This window comes from Halobacillus litoralis, from assembly GCF_020524025.1.
Lineage (GTDB): Bacteria > Bacillota > Bacilli > Bacillales > Halobacillaceae > Halobacillus > Halobacillus litoralis_D.
The window spans coordinates 1,176,865-1,201,884 of record NZ_JAIVKN010000001.1 but is presented as its reverse complement, the minus strand read 5'-3'; the positions used below and the strand labels follow the sequence as shown (position 1 = coordinate 1,201,884).

Genomic DNA, 25,020 nt, shown 5'->3' with positions numbered 1-25,020 from the left:
AGCTTACAAAAGTATTGAAAAAGCCCAGCCAAATATAAATGGCTGGGCTTTTATTAACCTTTCATACGTTTGATGAAAGCTTCCAGGTTATCACGGGATTGGATGTTTTCATTGCACTTCTTACTGTCATGACAAATATAGTTTCCTCTGCTGATGGTTTCATCGCTTGTTTTTCCTTTTATCGTGGAGGTGAAAAGGCCGACTTTCTCTTGTTCATGGCAGATGGTACAAATATTTTTGTGTCGGGAGGTAGTGTAATGCCCTTCTATACCAATGAGCTCATTATCGACATAAGTTACGATATATTTACGGTTTGTACCAGGTTCGTTCCAGCCAATGTAAGACATCTCTTTCCAATCACCTTCTCCAATTGAAGGCACTTTCAGTTTTTTTGCTTTAGGGAAAAGAGCTTTGATTTGATCCTCATATAAGGTTGGAAAAGGAGTAACGTATTGTTTTAATCGTGAGAAATAAAGAATGGCATCGGTCTCATCCTGAACTTCCTGTACTTGAGCAACCAACTGTGCTTCATCATCAGTAAGTTTAGAAAATTGTTCGAGTACTTTTTCGCAGGTCATTGATTTCAGTGCCTGTTTCACTGAAGAATCGTTTGATGTCATATGTCCATTCAAAAGAATATGGGCTTGATTTTTTATATAATGATATTGATCGGAGCGGATAAATGCATCCATGTTTATACCTCCGTTTGTATTAGGATATTCCCTTATTATTTCAAAGCGCAGTCGTGCAATCAACTTTTATGTACCGGCCCTTCATTTCTTTAATTTTCCAAAGTCTTTTGGAAAAGAAGTAAATCATGTCTATACGACATCACCGACATATAAAATCCTTTCCTAATTAGTTAAATGAAACCGTTTGAGGAGATTGGACGTAGAGAATGACAGGAGCCTTTATGCGCTTTATGATTCATTGAATAAATAATAAGGAGGAGGGGCAATTGTGGTTTGGATGCAGAAAATAATAAAGACAAGTCGAGGAAGATTTGAAGTCTTTCAAAAAGGAGAAGGACCACCGATGGCAGTCACCCACCTTTATTCAGAATTTAATAGGACAGGGGATTATCTTGCTGAAGCCTTTACATCTAGTTATACAGTTTTTTTAATTAACTTAAAATCGTGCGGTGGAACAGATGAAGCCTGGGCCCCTCATGAGTATTCGATGCTCGACTCTGCTATTGACCTGGAGGCAGTCAGGAGGCTTTAGGTTTATCCAAATGGGTGTTTGCCGGCCACTCAACGGGTGGTATGCTCGGTGTCGTCTACGGGATATATTTCGCAAAAAGTCTGGAAAGATTATTCCTCATCAGTGCGGCTGCCAGGGACTATATGACCTTTTCAAGCGAGTGCATCTATAACGAATCCCACCCCGAATTTCATCACATGCAGCATTTGCTGGAATTATTAAAAGGGAAGGATTTAGTAAAGGAAGAGAAAGAAGAGCTTGTGAAGGAGAAAGCGAAACTTTCCTTATATCGTCCAGATTTATACGACGATTACTTTAACAATCATATACATAAGAAAATATCACCTGTCCGGCTGAACTTCTTCTCAAGGGAACTGCATACGTTTGACGTAACGAAAAAGCTTTCTCTTATTGAGAGCCCGACTGTAATTGCATGTGGCCGTTTTGATGTGCAGTGTCCGCTCTCCTATTCTGTCGAAATGAATGAGGGGATCCCAAATTCCACCCTTTTAATATTCGAAGAGAGTAATCATTATCCTCATCTTGAAGAACAGGAAAAGTTTTCAGCCAAAGTTGTCAACCGTTTTGACTAACAGAACATGGAAGTGATAAAGTAACGGTGAATTGTCTATGTGGATAGGGAAAGGGGCTTTTTTATGCAGCAGGAAAAACAACAACAGAAACCACGAAGAGACCTGGCAAAATTTAAGGAGTTGTGGTTTCTCCTTTTTATGCTTTTTTTTACAGCTGTTCATAATTGGATGAGTTTTTGGTTGGAGGAAGACTGGAATATTATTGGTTACGGATTACTGTTTCTAATCACTTACGCTGTTTTTCGCTGGCTGCGTTTATCTTTTGCGATTTTTAGAAGACCATTATCATTGGTTTCTCTTCTTGGAATCTATATCGCGGGAATCGCCGTACTCGGATTTATCATGATTCCATAAAGGGAGTAGTGAAGGAGAATAGGCATGAAGAAAATTAAAGCTGTTAACTGGACTTGTTTTATTTTGTTTATAACTGCAGCTTTAGGGTCCATGACATCGACTTTTAAGACTCTGCCTCAAGATACCGTTGAAGCAGAGTCACGCTTTCATTTTAGTTGGGGAGCGGTACATACACTAACCAGCATTCTATTACTAGTGGCATTATCCATTATTATTACGCGCTGGAAAAAGTTCTTTCCATTCAACATTCCGCTGGTCATCATTGTCTGTGGTTTTATCTATGCAGGCATTTTTTTAACCTTTACGACTGGCTGGGTAGGTATTCAGGGGCTGATCGGACTGATGATAGGTTTATTTACAGGTGGTCTGATGATTCTGGGATACAGCTTCTTTCTTTACATCCGTGAAGGAAAGAAAGAAGTTAGATAAATCAAGTATTATTAAAGTTCTATTAAACCTATTTGTTGAAGAGGAGGAGGGAATTTATGCTTGAGATCTTTATGATAGCGGTAACTGTCATTCTCGTTCCGGGGTATGTGTTTGTGCTTTCAAAGAAGAGAAAAGATATGAGGAATTTGTACGGCTGGAAAGGGTATGTAACACCGATTGTATTTATTTTTGCGCCTGTATTTGCTCTGGTCTCCTATTTATTCGAACTTGGCGGGATGGTGTCATGGTTCGTACTCTCTGCCTGCTTTTTCATAGGAGCCTACTACACGAAATATCTTCCTAAACCAAAAGGAAATCATACATAAGCTGTTGTTCTACTTGTGTGCTTAAACCACCCTGGTATTTAAAAAGGAATAGAAGAGGGTAACTCTCTCCTTGTGAGAAGTTACTTTTTTTAATTAACAAAGACCAAAATTAAAAAGTGTTTATGTCAAAAAAGTATGAATAGTATCTTCCTATGATAATGACCAGCTATTGATCTCCTAAGGATTTTTCACCCCACATATTTCCACTCATATTAGGAAAACTAATGGATGTAAGGGGGTGCTTGATGAATACTATAGATTTTATTGGAAACGGATTAATCATCTTCTTCGTTTTATATATTTTAGCGAGAATATTAACTAAAAAGCTGATTTCCCAGCTGACTTTGTTTGATTTTATTGCTGGTATTACTCTTGGAAGTATGACCTCAACCACGTTTCTGTCGCCCGATGTATCTTTAGGACGGGGAATTTTAGCATTAGTTTTATTCTCATTGCTTGTACTCCTCATTGATATGTGGTCATTAAAAAGCGTGGCAATAAGAAAAGTGTTTAATAGTAAACCCACCCTTTTAATGGATAATGGCCGGATCCTGCAGAATGAAATGAAGAAGGTACGCTACAACGTTGATGAACTGATTGCAGAACTTCGAAAAAAGGGTGTATTTTACTTCCATGAAGTACAAACAGCTGTTTTGGAAACAGATGGATCTGTCAGCGTGCTGCGTAAATCTGAAAGTTTACCACTAACAGCGAGTGATCTGAAAATAGAAGCAAAGCCAGTTTATTTCCCACAGCTGGTTGTAGTTCAGGGACAGGTGGATGAAAAGAAGCTGGCTGAATGTGGGTATAGTCAAGAGTGGTTACAGGCTCAAATAAAAAAACATGGATATGACGAATTTCAAGAACTCCTTGTTGTCCAATTGAATCCCAATGGAAAGATCTACTTAGCTTCAAAGGAATGAAAAAAGCAGGTGACATAAATGGTCAGCTGCTTTTTTACGTTTTATTTCAAAGTTTCCTTGATTACTGAATCAAAAAACAAGGGCTGTGATGATTTCCTCCTATATTATGGACCAGAAAAAAATAGGGATAAATGTTTATAAATGTAAAAATAAGGATATTAGGAGGTAGGTGGAAAGGATAGGTTCAGCCAGCTTTGCTTTATACATAAATGTATGCCTGTGATTTTTACCAAACTATTATTAGGAGTGTTGTTATGAAAAAGATGATCCGTCTCTCGCTGGCTCTTGTCGTGTTGTTTGTCCTTCCGTTTCAGGTTAGTGCTGCAGAAATGAGTTCAGAGGAAATATTGAAGAAGTCAAACGACGCGATGAAAGAATTGGAAAGTTATACGATTAAGACAACTTCAAAGCAGACGATGCCGATGACGAACGGTGGAAATGATCAGCCGTTGACGACTAAATCTGTTGCAGATGTTACGCTGAATCCGCTGGCGATGCATATGACCTCTGAAATAGCGGGGAATAAAACGGAGTCCTACCTGACAAAAGAAGGTTATTTCACAGAAGTACCAGGTGAAGGATGGGTGAAGTTGTCTGGCGATCTGGGCGAAGAGCTGCAAAATACAATGATGGCAGAAGGTCAGTTAAGTCAGGCCATGCCTCTGGCTGAAGAAATGACTGTAACGGAAGATGGCGGAACGTATGTGTTAACGTATGAAGGTGATGGGGAAAAACTTATGAAAATGTCTATGCAGGCGATGCAGTCTTCCGGCGGATCAGATCAGGGTAAGGAAATGCAGTCTATGATGGAGCAATTGATGAAGAATGTTCAATTTGAAAATGTATCCTATGAGGTTATGATTAATAAGGAAACACATTATATGACAGGGATGATGATGGACCTGGAAATGAAGGTGGATAATGAAGGTCAAACGATGACAATTCAAACATCTACAGACATCACAATCGACAATTTTAATGGAGTGGGATCTATTGAAATTCCACAGGAAGTGCTGGATAATGCGCAGTCTCTGGAGGAAACGGTAGGCGGTGAAATGCCGGATACGGCTACTTCTAATCCTTCTTATGCTTTAGCAGGTGCAGCTCTTGCTTTAGTTGCAGGCGGGGTCCTTGTCTACAGGAGAAAAGTCTCAGCATAACTTTTAGAGAAGCCGAAACCTCGGCTTCTCTATCCTTCTTTTATGTACAGTGAAATAATTGGCAAAGTGTAAAGCTTGAAATCCATTCGTGGAACTAAGACAGACAGCCTTCCTATGTGGGATGGTAAAAAGAGGTGTGCAGAAGGGGAATGCTTTGGTAGAGCCTTTGTTTTGGAGGGGGTTTAACTATGAATAAGGTACTGGCGGGGCTGGTTGTTATCGGATTATCCATCACTTTCTTTTACGGATTCCAATGGTGGAATTCCACTCAGGCAGTAGAAAAGGTATCTGAAAAAGAGATGGAAACGTGGACCAAGTCTCCTGTATTAAAAGATGAAATGAAGATTGTTGATGGGCCACAAAAGGAAAAGGCCCGGGATCGTACCCACTATACGATCGATAACGATACATATGAAGAAGGGCAGGAAACAGGAAGGCTCGTCATTCCACAATTTGAAAAAGGGTATAAAACATACTGGGGAGCAGATGAAAGCAGTCTTAAACAAGGCGTAGGAATGTATGTGAGCCAGTGGACAACAACTCCTGATGAAAAAGGTCATACAGTACTCAGCGGTCATCGGGAAACCGTTTTTACGAAGTTGGGAGATGTACAAAAAGGAGAGTCCATCTTCTATGAATTTGAAGGGAAACGCTATGAATATAAAGTGGTAAAGACATGGGTCACAAGTGAAGAGGACCGGACGGTAATAGTAGACAAGCAGGATCCCACCCTTACCCTGACAACCTGCTATCCTTTTGATTTTGTAGGCGATGCACCTGAAAGGTATATCCTTCAGGCTGCCTTAATAAGTGTAAGAGAAATAGAGTCAGCCGCTTAAGGCTGACTCTTTCTTATTAAAAAATTGTGAGTTTCTTATGTTACCATTTATGAAAAGGAAGGGAGGAAGGTATGAGGACCACACATATGTCATTTGTTTCTTATTTGAAGAGTGATCGCGGACATAATTTATTGTTTAAAGTTTCTATAGCTTTGATATGTCTTATTCTGTTTGCCTTATACAATTTTTTATCTCTGGGATCTTACCATGTCCCTTTTGGAGTCTCTGTGGATCAGCTGAAAGAACAAATTGTTGTAAAACGATATAGCTGGAACGGTCAGATTGACGGAAGTTATAGATATGAAGGAGATAAAGAGCAGCTGAGTCAATCCGTTCAACGCTCTCTTATTCTACTTCCTGTAGACTTTAAACGGGCATTTGCTACTATAATTACTATTATTATATCAGCTATTGTACTTTTATATATTAAGATTGGGTCTTCAAGGTGGAAGCTGAATAGTGCTCATCCGACGTTTAGATCGTGGTCAGGAATAGTTCCGTATTTTGTTATTGGTGTGTATCTTACTTCTTTAATCTTTGCTGTGCTTGAGTACCAGAACCTTATTCAGGAAACAGAGGAATTGATTTCTTTACTAAAGTCTATTGAAGGATAAACTAAGCTTTAGCGGTATCAGCCAGGATCAATGATATTTGATGATGGATAGGGCCATTAATCTTCTACATAAGATAAAAATTGGAGCAGAGAAGGTTTCTGCAACAAAAAATCGTGTCAAAAGCCTTTATTTTTCCAAGCAGACTTGATAAGAGAACAGTTGTATTTTGGTTTTAAATACAGACATTCCCGCCAGCTTAATTAACGGCTAATTTGGAAAGAAGAGTCCTTGTTTATTGGGTGCTGCATTGGCAGGAAGGCTGCCCAGGTACATTTCCGCTTTGCGGGGTAAGCCTTTTCTGTTCACATTGCTGCTTGAGTGTATTGGAAAGTAATTCCTGTATGAGTGAAGATTCAGGTGTGGAGCAGGAAGGATCGGCTAAATTATTTTCTTCATACGGATCCTTTGTTAAATTATAAAGTTCGTACTGGTCAGAAACGGGGATGGTTTTTGTGGAAGTCCTGCATAAAGAGCAATAACTTTCTTCCCCATCCGCATGGCTGCTTTCTGTCGTTACCGTGTCCATACATCCTGGATCGCTCCAAAATTGTGGGTTGTCGAAATAACGCGCATATTTCCAAATCTCTTTTTCTTTATCTTTTCCAGTCTCAAGTGTGGCAATTACAGCTTCAATATGGTTGGGCTGAATCACGGATTCATATGGTTCCCCAGAAACGGAAACTTGGTTTAGACCTTTTGTAATATCATCATCGGTCATAAAATACAGAGGTTCATCTGACCGAAAAAAGTCTGTTTTCCCTTCTAACAACGGTTTTAAGTTTCTGCCACTAAGCGTTTGTGCTTCCGTATGACTTTCAGAAAGCTCCTGCTGGATTTTTTTTGCATCCACTCCGGCAAGACCAAGGAGTGTAGGGAGAACATCAACGTGACTTGTCAGCATGGTGGTTTGTTCTCTTTTTGAGAATAAGGCTGGACTGTGTATGATAAGCGGAACATGGATTGATTCTTCATACATGTTGTACCATTTTTGATAAAGTCCCCCATGTGCCCCTAGTAATTCTCCATGATCAGAAGTAAACAGGACAATCGTTTGGTCATGAAAGCTGGATTCAGCAAGGGCCTGATACACTTTTTGCATTTCCTTATCAGCTTCTTTCTGTAAGCTGTAGTAAAGCTGGCGGTAAAAGTTATTGTCAATAATCGGCTGCAGAGCTTTAGGGTAAGTCTTACGGTAACTATCTTGAGCATCCGGCTTTGTCAGAAGGGATTCATGAATAGTCGGTGCGGGAGGAATAAAAGGAAGGGAAGAGTCTACTTGAAAATGGAATTCTGGTGATAGCTCGCTGAGTACTCCATACAAGGCAATATCATGCGGGTTTACAAATGAACACATGATTAACCACGGGTTGGTATCTTCGGACTGGTCCAGAGATTGAATAAGTTCCACGGTTTCTTTTGCATAAACCTGATCACGTCCACTTGTGCCGATAGCAGCAGAGGAGCCCGAATTGCGTGGGTTTGAACCATGGGGCTCAGGCCCGATCCAACCTGAAAAACCAAAAGGGTTCAATCGATCTGCATTTTTATATAAGTTTTCTTTTTCTATACTTGGAACTCCCGTAGACGGATTATAGCTGGGGAACGCGTTATGAGTACCCGGGATTAATATGTCTTCATCTGATGCGTGCCATTTTCCTCTCCAAAACGTTTGGTATCCAGCAGTGCGGAAGTAGTCTCCCATTGTTGGTACAGTATTAGGGTCGAGCCAAAAGACATCAGGATCAAAAGCTTCTTTAGCAACTCCAGTTGTTTGAGTAACTCCATGAAGAGAGGGATACTGTCCTGTATATAAGGTTGCGCGGCTTGGAGAGCATGCGGTGCTTCCTGCGTAATGATTTAAGAACTCTATCCCGTTTTCTTTTAAAAGCTGCTGTGTTTTTAAATTCTCTTCCTGCCATACTTTCAGCTCTTTGGTCTCATATATAGAGGGAAAACGTTGTTGATCCACCATTAAAATGAGAATGTTAGGGCGTTTCTTTTCATTTTCTAGAGCCATATGTTTCACTCCTTCTAATATCACTTACTATCGTTCATGTACAAACGACGTCACTTACAAGGTATATGGAGGCAGAATGAAATTATGACAGGTCATCAAAGGATAATAGGTACACTCAAATAAAAAAACGGACAAAATCCGGGCTTTCACTTTTTTACTGGTTTGTTTCGTCTGTCAATTTTACAAGAACGTTAGCGATATGATGACGGTCTTCTTCATTTGCTGCGTACCACAGTTCGTTTAACACATTTTCTTCTCAATTGCGTAATGATCCTGCGGCTAAGGCGTAACAGAATTATGGTTATGGGGCATACATAGGATATCAACTCTCCGTTTACACTATGAAAAAGTAGAACGGGTGTGGTAGGCATGACTTTATTCCGACTTGGTTACGTGGCGATGAGCGTTCATTTACAAAATGCATCGCCCTCACAGACTATGACTTATAAACGGTTTTCCCAGATTCGTGATGTAGAAGCAGCAACCAGAAAACTTGAGCGTATTGCTGTTTCTAATATCCAAAACTGCATAAGGCTTCTGAAACATAACAAAGCACATGATATCCACTTTTTTCGTTTAAGTTCAAGGCTTGTACCATTGGCTACACATGAAGAACTAGAAGGTTGGGATTATATCGGTGCGATTAAAGACGACCTGACTGAACTGGGAGAGTTTGCAAAAGAAAATAAAATTAGAATGGACTTCCACCCGGATCATTTTGTCGTCATTAATGCTCCGGACAAAGAGATATTTAAGACCTCAATGAAGGTGCTGAAGTATCATTATCTTCTCCTGCACCATATGGGTTTGGATCCCATGCACCGATGTGTCTTTCATCTGGGGGGGCGTTATCAAAATAAAGAGAAATCGCTGGAGCGTTTTATTGAAAACTGGGCGCTTGTCCCATCTGGAATTCAAAAAATGGTGATGATTGAAAATGATGATACTTCCTATACACTCTCTGACTGTCTATATGTATGCGAGAAGTTAAATATTCCACTCGTTTTCGACCTGCATCATCATTTAGCAAATCAAGAAGGAGAGAAATGGGAAGAGGAGTGGGAGCGTGTCGTGAAGACCTGGGCGCATTCACCGCTTCCGTTAAAGATGCATATTTCAAGCCCGAAAAATGAACAGGAGTTTAAGAGTCATGCTGATTTTGTAAACGTAGATATGTTTTTGGATTTTGTGAAAAAAGTGGAAGGGTCTGTAGAGCAAGTGGATTGTATGATTGAGGCAAAGCAGAAAGACGAAGCGTTATTCAAATTGGTGGAAGAATTGAAGGAGCATCCTCATGTAGAGATGCAGGATGAGAGTTCTTTTCTTTGGAAAGGCTGAAAGGTGCGTGATTCACACGCACCTTTTTTATTTCTTCCAAGGAGGAAGGCTGTGGGTTAGTGGTTTGTCTTTCCGGTAGCCGAGTACATATTCTGCCTGCATAATCGTATGAATTTCTCTTGTACCCTCATAGATGACAGGTGCTTTGGAATTACGTAGGTAACGCTCAACTGGATACTCATTGGAGTAACCATAAGCGCCATGAATTTGGACAGCATCATCGGCTGCTTTATTAGCAAAATCACACGCCTGCCACTTGGCGAGAGAAGTTTCCCTGGTGTTCCGTGCGCCTTTATTTTTCATTTCACCAGCACGGTAAACGAGAAGACGACTCATCTGTAATCCTGCTTCCATCTTAGCAATCATCTGTTGAACAAGCTGGTGCTTTCCGATCTCTTTTCCAAATGTTTTCCGCTCATGACAATACTCCACACTTGCCTCGAGGCAGGCCATGATTTGACCGCAGGCACCGGCAGCTACGGTGAAACGGCCGTTATCAAGGGCTGCCATAGCAATTTTAAATCCGTCGCCTTCTTTTCCAAGGAGGTTTTCTTTTGGCACTTTCATCTCATCAAAAAATATTTCACCCGTGTTTCCGGCCCGAATACCGAGTTTTCCTTTCGTCGCTTTTGAAGAAAATCCTTCGTAAGTCCGTTCTACGATGAAAGCGGAAATACCATTATGCTTTTTACTTTTATCTGTGTAGGCGAAGATGAGGAAATGATCAGCTGTATCACAGAGGGAAATCCATGTTTTCTGGCCATTTAGTACATAATGATCCCCATCAAGTTTTGCTGTAGTCTGAAGAGCAGCAACATCAGAACCTGCACCTGGTTCTGTTAAACCAAAGGCACCAATTTTTTCTCCTTTTGCCTGAGGTGTTAAGTATTTTTGTTTCTGAAGGTTAGATCCCCATTGCAGCAGCGTCATACTATTTAAGCCTGTATGCACGGAAACGGCAGTCCGAAAAGCGGTGTCACCACGCTCTAATTCTTCACAGACGATTGCAAGTGAATTGTAATCCATCCCGCTGCCGCCATACCTCTCAGGAATACATACGCCCATAAACCCAACCTCGGCCAATCGTTTTATTAAGTGTTTATTAAAGTAACCTTTTGCATCCCACTCTCCTATATAGGGCATGATTTCACGATCAACGAAGTCTCGGGCAGTTTTTCTGAGCAATTCCTGCTCCTCAGTAAAATCAAAGTTCATAGTTCCTCTCCTCATATGATATTTAAACTTTTTAACTCTTTTATCTTTTTGTCGTCATATCCTAAATCACGGAGAATAATGTCTGTATGTTCACTTGGTTCGGGAGGATGTTCCCTGTAGGCTACCGGCGTTTTCGAGAGCTTTAAGGGACTTCCGATCATTTCTATATCCCCGGCTCTTGGATGTTTGGCAGATATAAACATGCGACGGGCGAGAAGCTGAGGGTCTTTTCGTACTTGATCAATAGACTGTATGGGACCGAATGGGATGTTTAAATCGAAGCATTTATTCTTCCAATACGAAGTTGTCTGTTCTGAAAAAAAAGTCTGCAGTATCGCGGATAATTCTCTGCGATGAATTACCCGCGAAGAATTGGTAGAGAATAAAGGGTCATTTATCAGCTCAGGTTGTCCAATCATTTTACATAAATTAGCAAACTGGCGGTCATTCCCTACAGCAATTACGATCTGTCCATCTTTTGAATGGAAGGTTTGGTAAGGAACGATGTTGGCGTGATGATTGCCAAGTCTTTGTGGAGTCTTTCCAGTCATAAGGAAGCTGCTTCCTATATTAATCAGTGCGCTTACTGCAGAATCATAAAGAGATAGATCGATTCTCTGTCCGGTACCGGATTGAGTGCGTTCCAGTAAAGCGGCCTGAATGCCGATGCATGCATACAGACCTGTCAGGATATCAGTGATTGCGACGCCGACTTTCTGTGGTTCTGACTGCTCATCTCCCGTAATGCTCATTAATCCGCTCATCGCTTGAATGATAAAATCATATCCGGGAAGGTGACTATAAGGACCTGTTTCACCAAAACCGGTAATGGAGCAGAAGACAATTTTTGGGTTGATCTGTTTTAAATCTTCATAATCAAGGCCCATTTTTTTCATGGTACCCGTTTTGAAATTATGCACAACGACATCACTTGTCATTACAAGTTTCTTTATTATTTCCTTGCCCTCTACTGTTTTTAAGTTGACGGTGAGGCTTTTTTTATTCCGATTGGCACATAAATAATAGGCACTGATCCCCTCATGGAAGGGAGGTCCCCATGCTCTTGTTTCATCACTTCCACCAGGTGCCTCAACTTTAATTACATCAGCTCCGAGATCTCCAAGAATCATAGAACAATAAGGTCCGGCAAGGACACGGGTCAAATCAAGAATACGAATACCTTTCAAGGCAGTGGTCAATGTACATTTCACCCCTTCTCTATATAAAAAGCCAGAAGAACCCATACTTGGTATGAATCCGACTGGCTTGGGAACAACAATCATTTGGCAGGCATGTCGTGGCATGGATAGTTGTCCTTGAGGTCTACATCACATGTTATGCAGAGAAGGGTGGAAGTATACTGGATGAAATCTATAATCATACAATTCTTTTTCAAACAATAGGATAGAGTAATGGGACAATCCCTTTGAATGCTGCTCATTTTGATAAGGTTGGAGGGATCAAGGATGATACAAAGCTCGAAACAGGTACAGAGTCTACCAGCTTATCTGTTTTCGATTTTTCATAAAAAGAAAGTCGCATTAGAGGCTCAGGGAATCGATGTTATTGATTTAGGTATCGGAGCACCGGATCTGCCGACACCGCCTTTTGTTATTGATCGCCTAATTGAAGAGGTGAGAAAACCAGTCAATCACAAGTACTCTCCTTATGGAGGATGCGCAGAATTTAAGCTTGCGGTGGTCGATTTCTATCTAAACCATTATGGGGTCGAACTGGATGCTGAGACAGAAGTGCTGGCCTTGATTGGGTCAAAAGAAGGAATTGCTCATATGATCGGTGCTGTCTTAAATCCGGGAGACGGGGTTCTTACGCCTGATCCAGGCTATCCTGTTTATCAATCAGCCATTCATTTAGCACATGGAGTAACTGTACCCTTTCCTTTAGATGAGGAGAAAGATTATGCTCCAGATTTTGATGATATCTCCATAAGGGATCGGGAGCGTTCTAGATTGATGCTGCTAAACTACCCGAACAACCCAACAGGAGCAACCGTGCATCTAGACACGTTTATCGATGCGGTTGACTTTGCACGGAAAAATGATCTCAGCCTTTTTCATGATTCTGCCTATGACCTTGTTACATTTGGAGACTATCAATCTCCCAGTCTATTGCAGGTGCCTGGAGCTAAGGATGTAGCTGTTGAATTTGGCTCACTTTCAAAAAGCTTCAATATGAGCGGCTGGCGGATTGGTTATGTGGTAGGCAATAAAGAATTAATAAAAGCGTTGTCGGTTGTGAAAAGCAATGTGGATACAAGCCAGTTTGTTCCTATTCAGAAAGCAGCGGCAACGGCTTTATCCAGCGATCTTACTACAGTACAGGCAAACAATCGAACGTATCAAATGCGTCTTGATCTTTTGGTGAGAGCGTATAAAGAGATGAATATTGAGGTTTCAAGACCCGCGGGAACTTTCTTTCTCTGGGCGAAGGTCCCGGAAGGATTTACTTCACAAGGGTTTGCAGAAAAAATGCTTGGAGAAGCCGGTGTTATTGTGACCCCTGGGAACGCCTTTGGGAAAATGGGGGAGGGGTATTTTAGAAGTAGTGTCTCTGTACCAATCGAACGTCTTCACGAAGCGGTCTTACGTATGAAGAAAGCAATGAAAGGGGGGAATCCTTGATGGCTGCCGTAATGTCAAGTGCTGAAGCCATCGTTGAATGTTTATGCAGGGAAGGGGTGCCTCAGGTTTTTTGTGTACCCGGTGAAAGCTATTTGCCAGTGATGGATGCGATAAGAAAGGAACCCCGGATCAACCTGGTTTCCGCAAGGCATGAGGGTGGAGCGGCGTTTATGGCTGAAGGCTATGCTAAGGCAAGTGGAAAGCCTGGAGTTGTTATGGCCACTAGAGGAGTGGGAGCGAGCAATCTGACGATAGGAGTTCACACCGCTTTTCAGGATTCTACGCCCCTCGTTGTTTTACTTGGACAAGTCCACTCAAGTTTTAGCGGAAGAGAGGGATTTCAGGAAGTTGATTTAGAGGCGTTCTTTCGACCTATTGCTAAATGGGTCGCGGAAATCCGAGAACCACCGAGGGTTCCGGAGTTGATTCAGCGTGCTCTCAGACTCGCTCAAACCGGCAGGCCTGGTCCTGTGGTTCTGTCGCTGCCAGAAGATTTATTAAAAAAACAGGCCAAAATGACTTTTGGTCCCTCAGTAAAAAAGCCGGCTCCAAAACCTTCTTTACTGGAAGTATCAGAAGTGAGAAACCGATTGAACCGGTCCTCCCGGCCTTTAATGATTGTCGGTGGAGGAATTAAACGGGCAGGCGCGGAAGAAGCGCTGTTCCGTTTTGTAAATAAATTGGGTATTCCGGTCATGGCCGCATTCCGGCGCCATGATGTCTTTCCAAATGACCATGCTTTATACAGTGGTCACCTTGGTCTTGGTACGAATAAGAAAATCCTGAAAACGGTTGAGGATGCTGATACCATTCTTGCAGTTGGGACAAGGCTGTCGGAAGTAACAACACAGGATTATCGTTTGCTGGGTTCAGAGCATAGGCTCATGCATGTGGATATAAATGACGAAACTCTCGGGAAAGTGTATGCCCCGGACCTAGGCATTGTGGCGGATGCGAGGGAAGCTTTACAGTCTTTTTATAGGATAGAAGTACAGCGGTCCTGGGCTGGCTGGGCCCATCGTGCCAGAACAGCGTTTGAAGAGAGCTTACAAAGTGCCGGCAGACACACTCTTAATGGACAAATTATCCACTTGCTGCAGAAAAGACTGCCAGCGGATAGTATTCTGACGAATGACGCAGGCAATTTTGCAGGTTGGCTGCATACGTATTATTTATTTAAGAAGAAGGGGACGTATATTGGTCCCACATCAGGAGCAATGGGGTACGGGATGCCTGCAGCTTTAGGAGCAAAGCTTGCTCATCCAGGAAGAACCGTTGTTTCTTTATCCGGGGATGGCGGATTTATGATGACTATGCAGGAATTTGAAACAGCTGTTCGTTATAAAATCCCAATCATCAGCATCGTTTTTAACAACCGTATGTATGGAACGATCCGGATGCATCAGGAAATTCATTACCCTGCTCAAGTGATCGGCACCGATCTTGGTGACGTCCGTTTTTCAGATATAGCCCAACAACTTGGAGCCAAAGGACACTATGTCAAAACAGCAGAGCAGTTTGATAGTGCTTTGACGACTGCTTTAGCTGAGACTGTGAGTGGACCTGTGCTCATTGAAGTGGAAAATGATCAGGAACAGATCTCATTATCTGCTACTATAAACGATTTAAGAGAACGCTCATGATAAAGGAGGAACACGTTGTGAACTTACTTCAGGTGAAACAATTGAAAAATTTTATTAATGGAAGCTGGGTGGAGGCATCAACGGGAGATACGGCAGCTGTAACGAACCCGGCTACGTTGGAAACTCTTGTCCATGTACCCCTCTCTAGTGAAAGTGATGTTAAATCAGCCACAGAAGCAGCAAAGAAAGCTCAGAAACAATGGGCTCTTGTACCAGCTCCTCAGCGGGCGGAAGTGTTATATAAAGTTGGATTAATTATGAAAGAGAGAAAAGAAAAACTTTCTCAACTGCTTACGATGGAAAATGGGAAAGTAATTGAAGAAGCGCGTGGAGAGGTTCAGGAAGGCATTGATATGGCTTTCTACATGGCAGGAGAAGGACGAAGGTTATTCGGACAGACAACTCCATCAGAGCTCAAGGACAAATTTGCAATGAGTGTCCGGGCTCCAGTTGGTGTAGTGGGAATCATTACTCCGTGGAACTTTCCTATCGCCATTGCTACGTGGAAGTCTTTCCCGGCAATTGTTGCAGGAAATGCTGTAGTTTGGAAACCAGCAACAGAAACCCCGATTATGGCCTATGAACTGGCGGGTATTTTTGAAGAGGCAGGACTGCCTAAAGGCGTTTTAAACGTCGTCTTTGGTTCTGGTTCCGAGGTAGGCGAATCTATGATTGACCAGAATGACATTCGTGTGATCTCTTTTACAGGTTCCAATGAAGTCGGGCGTGGAATAGCCGCAAAATGCGGGCAGCGCCTCAAGAAAGTATCCCTTGAAATGGGCGGGAAAAATGGTGTCATTGTTATGGACGATGCTGACTTAGATCTGGCGGTGGAAGGGATCTTGTGGAGCGCTTATGGAACAAGCGGCCAGCGCTGTACAGCATGCAGCAGGGTCATGGTTCATGAAAAAGTGAAAGATGAATTGGAAGAACGTTTACAAAGAGAAATTGCCAAACTCTCAATTGGAAATGGACTGGATGAGACCATTAAAGTGGGGCCGATCATTAATCGGTCAGGCCTGGAAAAAATACAAAATTACATCCGCATCGGGAAAGAAGAAGGAGCTAAGCTTCTAACCGGCGGTTATATTATGGAAAATGGAAATCACAAAAAAGGAAATTACTTTGCACCAACACTATTTACTGATGTCTCCCCGGAAATGCGGATTGCTCAGGAAGAGATATTTGGACCGGTTGTTTCATTGATTCCTGTGAAAAGTTTTGAGGAAGCTGTTGAGATTAACAATAGTGTGGAATTTGGGTTATCGAGTTCGATTTTCACCCGTGATGTAAATCGGGTATTCGCTGCCCAGCGTGACTTAGACACCGGGATCGTCTATGTAAATGCAGGTACGACCGGGGCAGAAATTCACCTGCCTTTTGGAGGGACGAAAGGAACAGGTAACGGCCACCGGGACTCTGGAGTGGCAGCCCTTGATGTGTTTACAGAATGGAAGGCCGTTTATGTCGACTTCAGCGGCAAGCTGCAACGGGCTCAAATTGATGTCGAGTAGCCGTTGAATTTAGAGATAAAGGGGTGCGGACGATGAAAGTTGCTGTATTAGGTTCGGGTTTAATGGGAAAGGAAGCAGCACGCGACTTAGTTCACAGCTCAGGTGTCCAGGAGGTGGGGCTTGCAGATATAGATCAGTCAAGAGCTGAGGCTGTTTGCAGCTCACTTCACTCATCGAAAATTAAAGCATTTAAGGTAGATGCCGGAAACGAGTCGAACCTGGCTGATTTCATCAAACAATACGATGTTGTCATTAATGCATTATTTTATTCCTTTAATGAGATTGTAGCAAAGACAGCTATTAAGGTGGGCGTTCATTCGGTTGATTTAGGCGGACATATCGGTCACATTACAGATAAGGTGCTTGAGCTTGATGAAAAAGCTAAAGCTGCTGGTGTTACTGTCATTCCTGATCTCGGTGTTGCACCGGGTATGATTAACATTCTATCTGGATTCGGGGCAAGTAAGCTTGAAGTAATCCGGTCGATTAAACTTTATGTTGGGGGGATTCCGGTAAGACCGGAGCCGCCGCTTGAATATAATCATGTATTTTCGATGGAAGGTTTGCTTGATCATTATTCAGATCCTTCTATGATTATTCGTGACGGTAAATTACAGGAAGTGGAATCCCTGACGGAACTTGAGCCTATCTATTTTGACCGCTTCGGTCCTCTTGAAGCTTTTCATACATCTGGTGGAACTTCGACGCTTCTGAAGTCCTTTTCCTCCATCGAAAACCTGGAGTATAAAACAATTCGTTATCCAGGACATGCAGACAAAATGAAACTGCTTGTCGACCTTAATTTGACCGGAGCCCGGCATGAAGTTGAAATTGGCGGTGTGAAAGTAAAAACCCGTGATGTGCTTCTAAAGAGTATTGACCCCATCGTAGATTTGAAAGACAAGGAGGATGCAGTTCTGCTCCGCGTTGTTGTCGGAGGTTATAAAGAAGGCAGAGACAAGTGTTATCAATATGAGATGATTACCTATAAAGACAGGGTAACCAATGTCACAGCGATGGCACGTGCAACAGCGAATACCATTTCTGTAGTAGCTCAAATGCTTGGGAACGGGCAGGTAACCAAGCGGGGAGTTTGTCCACCTGAAACCATTGTACCCGGAGTTTTATATATGGATGAAATGGCGAAGAGAGGGGTAGTGATTTCAGAAATAGAAAAATGATCTTTAATTACCGGAGAACTCTTGAACGGCGCAGATGAGGATTTTAGAATTTAGTGAAGAAGGGTGGGGACACTCTTCTTTTTTTATTTTGATTCTATGGTGCTGTTAATCTTAAATAAAGGGTTCATTCATGGTGAGAGTCTTTCACTTCTATACTTACAATGAATTATTATTTTTTATAGGGAATGGAAATAAAAGATTTTAGAACACTTGATTCTGAGAGATTTGTTAACTTTATATAAAAAAATAACAAAACATGGTACAACAGGTTTAATGATGTGTAAGGATAGGTATGTAAAATAAAAACGGGGAGTGCGTGCTTTTGTATTTAAATGAAATTAGTAATTTGAGGTTTCATAGTCAGCTTTCTTTAAAACAGGTAGAAGACAGGTTGCTTATTACCGCCGACTTTCCTCAGCGATACTTAATAGAGATAGGAATGAGTGAACCTTTTCTTTATGTGACTTTATATGTAAGAGGAGGGGACAGAATTAAAATTATTGATGAAGACAGTGCCCGCCTTCACATCCCTTCAAAAAAAGAAATTGAGCCGGAAACGTATAATAAGATCATCCATTTTGCAAAGACGCACGCAAAACAATTTTAATTCCTTCAAAAAGGAATTACACCCTTAACTTAGCGCTGATTCACTGATATGATGACAGGTCTAATGATCTGCTCGTCCATAACAGTAAGCTGTTCATCCGCCTGTTATTTGGGAGAACAGCTGAATGTACATATAAATGGTTAGTTGCTTAATTTATGAAAGAAGTTTGGTTTACAATTAATGGAAATTCCAAAGCCATGATTGATATTATTAAAACAGAGAGTGTGGTTTTATGAAGAAAGTTGTTTTAGCAGGAGGGACAGGCTTCATAGGAGAATATTTTGTGCAGCGTTATCAAGAACTTGGTTATGATGTCCACATTATTTCCAGACGACCTGAATTTATTTCATGGGAGGATACTGAGGCTGTCATTCAAGCTCTTGAAGGAGCCGAAGTGCTTATTAATCTGGCAGGTAAATCTGTGAACTGCAGATACAATAAAGAAAATAAAAATGAGATTATGGTTTCAAGAGTTATGACAACCAACATCCTTGGAGAAGCTGTTTCCAAATGCCAATACCCTCCAGAAGTCTGGATCAACTCCAGTACAGCAACCATTTATCGGCATGCAGAGGATCGTCCAATGACAGAAAAAGATGGAGAAATTGGATCTGGTTTTTCTGTCGATGTAGCGACAACTTGGGAGAGTAACTTCTTTGCTTTCCAGTTACCAAAAACAAGAAAAGTCGCTCTTCGAACTGCTATCGTTCTAGGCAGAGAGGGAGGAGTTATGAACCCGTACAAAAACCTTGTAAAGATTGGTCTTGGGGGTGTACAGGGTTCCGGCAGGCAGAAATTCAGCTGGGTACACGTGAAGGACTTGTTTCATATCGTCCGATTCCTGCAGGATCGTAAAGATTTAACGGGTGTCTTTAATTGCTCTTCCCCTTACCCGGTGACAAATGAAGAACTTATGGAAACGTTAAGGAAAAAAATGGATGTCTCCCGAGGGTTGTCTGCGCCTAAATGGATGCTCGAAATCGGTTCTGCTGTCATTCGGACAGAAACAGAGTTAGTACTCAAAAGCCGCTGGGTCATTCCGGAACGATTGGAAAAGGAAGGTTTTTCGTTCAGCTATCCAGCCTTAGAAGATGCCCTCGATCATATTTTATCAACCTCTTAATCTATTTTTATTGTTTTACAAATATAGGTTTATATGTAAAATGTAAGTGAACGTAAAAAGTGTTGAATAGATGAAGGATTAAAAAGGAGAGTAGCTGACGATGTCAAACCCGTTTTTTTCTTCGCAAGTTCTTATGGAAAAAGATTTTTTTCATCTGGAGCCTCAGAATCGTAGAATCAAAGTCTATGAGCTGCCGGAGGGCATGAACGAAAGACAGTTACAGGAATTGGAAAAGGTAGCGGTAAAAGAAGGCTGTGACAAGATCATTTTTTATGTCGAAGCCGATCAGGACAAGGTTCTAAGAGTCGAAAAGCTTTCTTTTCAGTATGAAGGTGAAATTCAAGGATTTTATCGTGGAGAAGATGCTTTTATCTATGCTAAATATTTAAACCGTGAGAGAAACACGGCCAACCCGGAAAATGTAATTTCCGCTATTCTAAAAATGGAATTTCGTTTTAATGCTAATAAAGATTTACCGGACGGGTATACAGCCCGTTGGGCCAAAGAAGAAGATGCGGAGGAAATGGCGGAACTGTACAAGAAGGTTTTTCCAAAATATCCAACTCCTATTAACAAACCGGAATACATTAAAGAAATGATGGATGACCAAGTTTACTTTAGTCTTATCCATTTTGAAGGGGAGCTGGTAAGTGCCTGTTCTGCAGATGTTTTTTCGACCTATCAGGCTGCTGAATTTACAGACTGTGCCACACATCCTTCTCATAGAGGGAAAGGCTTACTCTCATATCAATATCCCATTCTGGAAGAGAAGATGAAAGAAGAGGGCATACAGACTATGTTTTCCTATACCAGGGCTGTATCCATGGGGATGAACATCATAACAGCTCAACAAGGCTTCACATACGGAGGGTGTCTTGTTCAAAACAGCACCATTGGAAATGGGTTAGAAGATATGAATATATGGTATAAATCAATTTAAAAGAAAAGGGAATCTTCTTTAAAAGAAGATTCCCTTTTTCTAATAAAAGTACTTCTTAGAGTAAACTTTGTAATACGCATGTCCCTTCAGCCTACTGTTAAAACTGTATCCACTGACCGATGTTGTAGCCTGTAAAAGCAAACAAGAGTCCTATTGTGTAAGAAATGATCAAGTAATAAAGAAACATTTTCCACTTTCTTTTTAAGTGCAATTGTATAGCTTCTAATTTAAATGTAGAGAACGTTGTAAAAGCACCTAAAATTCCTGTACCTGCTAGAGAAATCCATAGCGATCCAGGTCCGATTCCTATCAGTATTCCTAAAAGGAAGGATCCGAATAGGTTGACGACCATTGTTCCCATGGGAAAAGACGTGTTTTTTTGTTTGTTCACCCAGCCTGCGAGCGAATAACGAAAAATGGCACCAACAAACCCTCCGATACCTACAAGAAGGAGATGAGAAATGTTCATCTTTCAGCCCTCCTTTTCCCAATTGTAAAGCCAAGAAGAGAGAAAGCCAGCCCTCCCGCAATACTCAGCGTTATGTATAGGAGACTGAGTAAAACGCTGCCTCTTTCATACAAAAGAACTGCATCCATTGTCAAGGTGGAAAAAGTTGTATAGGAACCGACAAAGCCTGTACCTAAAGCTGCTTTCCACCTGGATGAGAGTGAAAATCTCTCAATAATGCCAATGCTTAATAAGGCTAGAAGGAAACTGCCGGTAAGGTTAACGAAAAGAGTAGAGTAGGGAAATGTGTTGTCTGGACTGCTGAAAAGGACCCCGATTAAATATCTTAGGGATGCCCCGAACAACCCACCAATTCCGACATAAAGATAATTCATTCTACAAACCTCCTACTTGTCTCCCCGCTATTATAAAGACTTTCGAAGTAATTTGAAAGGAATGCTTTTTTAAAATGCTCAGAAGCCTTATAATTTACATAAGCAACCGAATGAAAGAGGGTTACAAATGATAGGAAGAATACTAAAGAACATTGATTTTACCATCCTGTTCGCTGTTTTGGCTCTATCGGCCTTCGGTACCGTTATGGTGTACAGTGCAAGCATGGTCAGCGGCGTCATGGTGTATGATGTAACCCCTGATTACTTCTTCAAAAAACAAATGTTCTCCTGGGGGTTGGGAATTGCTGCTTTATTTTTTGGTATCATTTTCCCTTACAAGAATTATCGACGATTATTTAAACTCATTTTACTAGCAACTGTCATTCTGTTAACACTCGTGTTCTTTTTGGGGCATACGTCCAACAATGCACAGTCATGGATTTCCCTTCCGTTGATTGGTCAGTTTCAGCCTGCAGAAATGGCGAAAATGTCTCTCATTATTTACTTGGCTGCTATTTACACAAAAAAGAAATCTTATATTGATGATTTTTATCGTGGTCTGCTTCCTCCGATTATTATTATGATGCTTGTAGTTGTGATGATTTTAAGACAGCCGGACCTCGGTACAGCTGTTATTGCTCTCGCTGTATCTGGGTTAATTATCATGTCGAGTGGATTGAAAAGGTCGCATCTCTTGTTAATGATGAGCATTGTTTTAGTAGCTGCTGTAACAATGTATCAATTCGGTCTTAGTGAAGAGCAGCTATCACGTTTCGATGGAGCCTACCAGCCATTTGAATATGCAGATGATGCAGGTTATCAATTGATCAATTCCTACCTGGCGATACATAATGGAGGATTGATAGGTACTGGGCTGGGGGCCGGGGTTCAAAAACTCGGCTATCTTCCTGAAGCACACACCGACTTTATTATGGCAGTAATTGCTGAAGAACTAGGGATAATAGGTGTCAGTATTGTGATTGGACTGCTTGCTTTAATCGTACTTCGAGGGTTTTATGTAAGTATGAACAGCCATGATACCTTCGGTCGTCTGCTTGCAATTGGTGTTTCTGGATTAATTGGTATTCAGGCAGTAATTAATCTAGGAGGCTTAACCGGGCTTATTCCGTTAACCGGGGTCCCGCTTCCATTTGTTAGTTTTGGGGGAACATCTCTGCTTATGATGATGTTTTCTGGTGGTGTGTTAATCAATATTCATGCCATTTCAAAAATAAAAAGAGAACAGCAGGATCAAATCGCCGCATAAGCCAAAAAACGTCATTCAATATGGATGACGTTTTTTATTTGGCTGCATATTTCCACATCCGTGAAGGTGTTAATTACAAAATTGGAAAAGAGAATGCTGCTGAGGAATAGGCAATTTTCTAATAGACAAATAAAAGACTTCTGGGGATAATGTTATTTTATATACACCAAAACTATCTCAAGAGCTTCGGTGTGAATGTTTCCGAAATCGTCCCTCTATTTTGAGTGTAGAAAAGTACTAAAAAGAAAACAAAACGATTTGTAAGGAGCGGTTTGATTACTTCTATTACATGGAAGATGAGCGGGAGTGAGAACTCTTATTTTCATCCTTTTGTTTGTTCTTCGATAAAAACCATCCCCCAATGGCGATAGCAAGGAGAACGGACCAGAAGATGCCTTTCCACAGCAGACTTTTCGCAAAACCTTCCTCAATCACACTAAGCTGAGGGTGGGACAGGGTGTAGACGGCGAGTTTTACGCCTACCCATCCAACAATCAGGTACGCGGTTGTTTCTAAACCGGGACGTTTATCAAGGAGAGTGACAAAATAACTGGCGGCGAAACGCATTAGTACCAGGCCTATAAAACCGCCTGTTAAAATAACAGCGAAATGGCCGCCATCCATTCCTCCGACCTCCGGCAGACTTGTCAGGGGAAGAGTTACAGCTAACGCAACAGCAGCTAAAATAGCATCGACGGCAAAAGCGATATCGGCAAGTTCTACTTTTAAAACGGTAATCCAGAAGCTGGGTTCTTTTTTGCTGTCCTTTTCTTTCTTTTTACTCATCTTCCATAGATATTTTTTCATCAAATGGTAGAGAGCGATCCCAAGAAGGTAAACGGCACCAACCGCCTGCACCTGCCAGATGTGAATTAAGTACGAAATGATAAACAAGGATCCAAAGCGGAAAATGAATGCACCAGCCAGCCCATAGAACAATGCTTTTTTTCGCTTCTCTACAGGAAGATGTTTAACCATTGTTGCAATAACCAGTGCATTATCCGCTGCCAAAATCCCCTCAAGCCCAATTAAGATGATCAGTACCCAGGCATATTCAAAAATGATACTTTCCAAGTTTTCTTCTCCTTCACTATTAAATTAAACATTCATCTGGATATGAATTATATCCATATCTGTTGTTTTAATATCGTTACTCAATACAAGCTTAGTTTGAAGGTGAAATGTAGCTTCTGGTCCCCATTCTTTAATGTTCTGTGGAAGTGAAAAGTGGAAAGGATATACAGTTTCTTCTTTAGAATCAAGTTTTCTGTTCATTAATACAGTGGTAACGGGTTGAATCAGCTTTGCTTTTTCTCCAGGGATTTGTTTCATTAGATCACACTCAAGTCTATGGATGGTTAGGTGAGTTATTCCACCTTTTACTTGAAAAGAACCTTTTACGGTCTCTCCAGGGATGTATTCATTTTTAGATAGAACGAGGTCAATTTTTGGAAATACAGTACGCATCCAGCTTAACCTTTTAAAAAACATGTTCGTGCTCCTTTCTATTAAAATTCGTTTTCATGTAACTATAAAAAAAGCCATATAAAAAACCTTCACCGTTAAATCAGTGAAGGTTTTAATGGAAATATTTATACCTTCACCGCTTCATAGGCAAAGGTCTCGCAAACAACTTTCGTTGCCAGTGATGCCGGTGATCAATGGACCACGTATTGGCGACATGACTGTAAGCTACTCCCCTTTGGAGTCATTCATTTCATAAGTACAGCAGATGATCTGCTTATAAATTCATCTTATTCGAATTGATAGCAATTGTCAATATTTTTTGAAAATTAAACCGCAGCCTGGACCACCTGTTTATGAGGTTAATATTGGAAAAAAAGGTGTGCTATCGTTATAAGAGAGCGGAAAAGGGGGTAAATGAATGGATGGTTTGATAAATTTACTGCATTACCTGATTTCCCGGAAAAAGAAATGTGTGTATATGACGCACATAGAGAAGGAATATTATCGAATTACGTCGAAGTTGATAGCGGCAGGTGTAAAATATCGAGTAGCCACAGTAAACAATACCTCATCGACCTGGAGTGCTTTTGGTTCTTCAAGGGAGTTTAACACAGAATATAAGTTTTATGTGAGAAAACGGGATGCATATAATGCAGAAAGAGCCATTTATAAGAGTGATAAAGGATAGGTAGTTGTGTTTAACTTTATGAAACAATGGTATATTCTCCATTAAACTTCCGGCAATCTGAGTGGTATGAATATGTATTGGAAAACAAAAAAAG

The 25,020-nt window shown here is 41.2% G+C and carries 28 protein-coding genes; 19 read left to right on the top strand and 9 right to left on the bottom strand.

The features are described 5' to 3' along the window. Positions 1-53: 53 nt before the first annotated feature. Positions 54-692 carry a FusB/FusC family EF-G-binding protein gene (locus tag LC036_RS06390; protein WP_226579738.1) on the bottom strand — a complete coding sequence of 213 codons (639 nt, stop codon included), beginning with the start codon at positions 690-692 and terminating at the stop codon, positions 54-56. A 268-nt stretch (positions 693-960) separates the two neighbouring features. Between LC036_RS06390 and LC036_RS18555 the strand changes: the two genes are divergently transcribed. From LC036_RS18555 to LC036_RS06350, 9 genes are all read left to right on the top strand, one after another. Further along, positions 961-1,224: a hypothetical protein gene (locus LC036_RS18555; protein ID WP_319004437.1), complete on the top strand. Its 264-nt coding sequence runs from the start codon at positions 961-963 to the stop codon at positions 1,222-1,224. A 14-nt stretch (positions 1,225-1,238) separates the two neighbouring features. Then, positions 1,239-1,796 carry an alpha/beta hydrolase gene (locus LC036_RS06385; RefSeq protein ID WP_319004436.1) on the top strand — a complete coding sequence of 186 codons (558 nt, stop codon included), beginning with the start codon at positions 1,239-1,241 and terminating at the stop codon, positions 1,794-1,796. A 63-nt stretch (positions 1,797-1,859) separates the two neighbouring features. Beyond that, the gene (locus tag LC036_RS06380; protein WP_226579735.1) at positions 1,860-2,150 is read left to right on the top strand and encodes a hypothetical protein; all 291 of its coding nucleotides are present in this window, start codon (positions 1,860-1,862) and stop codon (positions 2,148-2,150) included. 24 nt (positions 2,151-2,174) lie between these two features. Then, positions 2,175-2,579 (top strand): hypothetical protein, encoded by a 405-nt coding sequence (locus tag LC036_RS06375; protein ID WP_226579732.1) that lies wholly within the window; start codon positions 2,175-2,177, stop codon positions 2,577-2,579. A gap of 56 nt (positions 2,580-2,635) precedes the next feature. Then, positions 2,636-2,905, top strand: a complete 270-nt coding sequence (locus tag LC036_RS06370; RefSeq protein WP_226579729.1) for a hypothetical protein — start codon at positions 2,636-2,638, stop codon at positions 2,903-2,905. A gap of 245 nt (positions 2,906-3,150) precedes the next feature. Further along, positions 3,151-3,828, top strand: coding sequence for a YetF domain-containing protein (locus LC036_RS06365; RefSeq protein ID WP_226579726.1), 678 nt, complete (start codon positions 3,151-3,153; stop codon positions 3,826-3,828). A gap of 254 nt (positions 3,829-4,082) precedes the next feature. Beyond that, positions 4,083-4,988: a DUF6612 family protein gene (locus LC036_RS06360; RefSeq protein WP_226579724.1), complete on the top strand. Its 906-nt coding sequence runs from the start codon at positions 4,083-4,085 to the stop codon at positions 4,986-4,988. A gap of 188 nt (positions 4,989-5,176) precedes the next feature. Beyond that, the gene (locus LC036_RS06355) at positions 5,177-5,827 is read left to right on the top strand and encodes a class D sortase (RefSeq protein WP_226579721.1); all 651 of its coding nucleotides are present in this window, start codon (positions 5,177-5,179) and stop codon (positions 5,825-5,827) included. Positions 5,828-5,913: 86 nt separating this feature from the next. Further along, positions 5,914-6,441 carry a hypothetical protein gene (locus LC036_RS06350; protein ID WP_226579718.1) on the top strand — a complete coding sequence of 176 codons (528 nt, stop codon included), beginning with the start codon at positions 5,914-5,916 and terminating at the stop codon, positions 6,439-6,441. A 232-nt stretch (positions 6,442-6,673) separates the two neighbouring features. Here LC036_RS06350 and LC036_RS06345 read toward each other — a convergent pair whose 3' ends face one another. Both LC036_RS06345 and LC036_RS06340 read right to left on the bottom strand, forming a co-directional pair. Further along, positions 6,674-8,458, bottom strand: a complete 1,785-nt coding sequence (locus LC036_RS06345) for a sulfatase-like hydrolase/transferase (RefSeq protein WP_226579716.1) — start codon at positions 8,456-8,458, stop codon at positions 6,674-6,676. Positions 8,459-8,612: 154 nt separating this feature from the next. Further along, on the bottom strand, positions 8,613-8,705 hold the full coding sequence (locus tag LC036_RS06340; RefSeq protein WP_226579714.1) for a DUF3243 family protein: 93 nt from the start codon (positions 8,703-8,705) through the stop codon (positions 8,613-8,615). A gap of 122 nt (positions 8,706-8,827) precedes the next feature. Between LC036_RS06340 and uvsE the strand changes: the two genes are divergently transcribed. Beyond that, the gene (gene uvsE / locus LC036_RS06335; protein ID WP_226579712.1) at positions 8,828-9,796 is read left to right on the top strand and encodes a UV DNA damage repair endonuclease UvsE; all 969 of its coding nucleotides are present in this window, start codon (positions 8,828-8,830) and stop codon (positions 9,794-9,796) included. Positions 9,797-9,823: 27 nt separating this feature from the next. Here uvsE and LC036_RS06330 read toward each other — a convergent pair whose 3' ends face one another. Together LC036_RS06330 and LC036_RS06325 are read right to left on the bottom strand one after the other, a co-directional pair. Beyond that, positions 9,824-11,011 carry an acyl-CoA dehydrogenase family protein gene (locus tag LC036_RS06330; protein ID WP_226579710.1) on the bottom strand — a complete coding sequence of 396 codons (1,188 nt, stop codon included), beginning with the start codon at positions 11,009-11,011 and terminating at the stop codon, positions 9,824-9,826. A gap of 11 nt (positions 11,012-11,022) precedes the next feature. Then, positions 11,023-12,210 (bottom strand): CaiB/BaiF CoA transferase family protein, encoded by a 1,188-nt coding sequence (locus LC036_RS06325; RefSeq protein ID WP_226580050.1) that lies wholly within the window; start codon positions 12,208-12,210, stop codon positions 11,023-11,025. A gap of 267 nt (positions 12,211-12,477) precedes the next feature. Here LC036_RS06325 and LC036_RS06320 point away from each other — a divergent pair, with 267 nt between their 5' ends. From LC036_RS06320 to ablB, 7 genes are all read left to right on the top strand, one after another. Continuing rightward, positions 12,478-13,653 (top strand): aminotransferase class I/II-fold pyridoxal phosphate-dependent enzyme, encoded by a 1,176-nt coding sequence (locus tag LC036_RS06320; protein WP_226579708.1) that lies wholly within the window; start codon positions 12,478-12,480, stop codon positions 13,651-13,653. Further along, entirely contained in the window at positions 13,653-15,296 is a 1,644-nt protein-coding gene (locus LC036_RS06315) for a thiamine pyrophosphate-dependent enzyme (protein ID WP_226579706.1), read from the top strand. The genes LC036_RS06320 and LC036_RS06315 overlap by 1 nt, the downstream gene beginning before the upstream one ends. Before the next feature lie 17 nt (positions 15,297-15,313). Further along, positions 15,314-16,810 (top strand): aldehyde dehydrogenase family protein, encoded by a 1,497-nt coding sequence (locus tag LC036_RS06310; protein ID WP_226579704.1) that lies wholly within the window; start codon positions 15,314-15,316, stop codon positions 16,808-16,810. A 23-nt stretch (positions 16,811-16,833) separates the two neighbouring features. Next, entirely contained in the window at positions 16,834-17,991 is a 1,158-nt protein-coding gene (locus LC036_RS06305; RefSeq protein WP_319004435.1) for a saccharopine dehydrogenase family protein, read from the top strand. Positions 17,992-18,307: 316 nt separating this feature from the next. After that, complete coding sequence (locus LC036_RS06300; protein WP_226579700.1) at positions 18,308-18,598, top strand: hypothetical protein; 291 nt, start codon at positions 18,308-18,310, stop codon at positions 18,596-18,598. Positions 18,599-18,830: 232 nt separating this feature from the next. Beyond that, positions 18,831-19,721, top strand: coding sequence for a TIGR01777 family oxidoreductase (locus LC036_RS06295; protein WP_226579698.1), 891 nt, complete (start codon positions 18,831-18,833; stop codon positions 19,719-19,721). Positions 19,722-19,821: 100 nt separating this feature from the next. Further along, positions 19,822-20,661: a putative beta-lysine N-acetyltransferase gene (ablB, locus tag LC036_RS06290; protein ID WP_226579696.1), complete on the top strand. Its 840-nt coding sequence runs from the start codon at positions 19,822-19,824 to the stop codon at positions 20,659-20,661. Between the two features lie 97 nt (positions 20,662-20,758). Here the strand turns inward: ablB and crcB are convergent, their stop codons facing one another. Together crcB and LC036_RS06280 are read right to left on the bottom strand one after the other, a co-directional pair. Further along, on the bottom strand, positions 20,759-21,124 hold the full coding sequence (gene crcB, locus LC036_RS06285) for a fluoride efflux transporter CrcB (RefSeq protein ID WP_226580047.1): 366 nt from the start codon (positions 21,122-21,124) through the stop codon (positions 20,759-20,761). Positions 21,125-21,126: 2 nt separating this feature from the next. After that, a complete protein-coding gene (locus LC036_RS06280; protein ID WP_226579694.1) occupies positions 21,127-21,504 on the bottom strand; it encodes a fluoride efflux transporter FluC in 378 nt (125 codons plus the stop codon). Between the two features lie 127 nt (positions 21,505-21,631). On the opposite strand from LC036_RS06280, the gene LC036_RS06275 reads away from it, so the two are divergent. Beyond that, on the top strand, positions 21,632-22,771 hold the full coding sequence (locus tag LC036_RS06275) for an FtsW/RodA/SpoVE family cell cycle protein (RefSeq protein WP_226579692.1): 1,140 nt from the start codon (positions 21,632-21,634) through the stop codon (positions 22,769-22,771). Between the two features lie 285 nt (positions 22,772-23,056). Here LC036_RS06275 and LC036_RS06270 read toward each other — a convergent pair whose 3' ends face one another. Together LC036_RS06270 and LC036_RS06265 are read right to left on the bottom strand one after the other, a co-directional pair. Further along, positions 23,057-23,845 carry a TerC family protein gene (locus LC036_RS06270; RefSeq protein WP_226579689.1) on the bottom strand — a complete coding sequence of 263 codons (789 nt, stop codon included), beginning with the start codon at positions 23,843-23,845 and terminating at the stop codon, positions 23,057-23,059. 24 nt (positions 23,846-23,869) lie between these two features. Next, the gene (locus LC036_RS06265) at positions 23,870-24,238 is read right to left on the bottom strand and encodes a sporulation protein (RefSeq protein WP_226579686.1); all 369 of its coding nucleotides are present in this window, start codon (positions 24,236-24,238) and stop codon (positions 23,870-23,872) included. Positions 24,239-24,656: 418 nt separating this feature from the next. Here LC036_RS06265 and LC036_RS06260 point away from each other — a divergent pair, with 418 nt between their 5' ends. Next, positions 24,657-24,926 (top strand): hypothetical protein, encoded by a 270-nt coding sequence (locus LC036_RS06260; protein ID WP_226579683.1) that lies wholly within the window; start codon positions 24,657-24,659, stop codon positions 24,924-24,926. Positions 24,927-25,020: the final 94 nt, after the last annotated feature.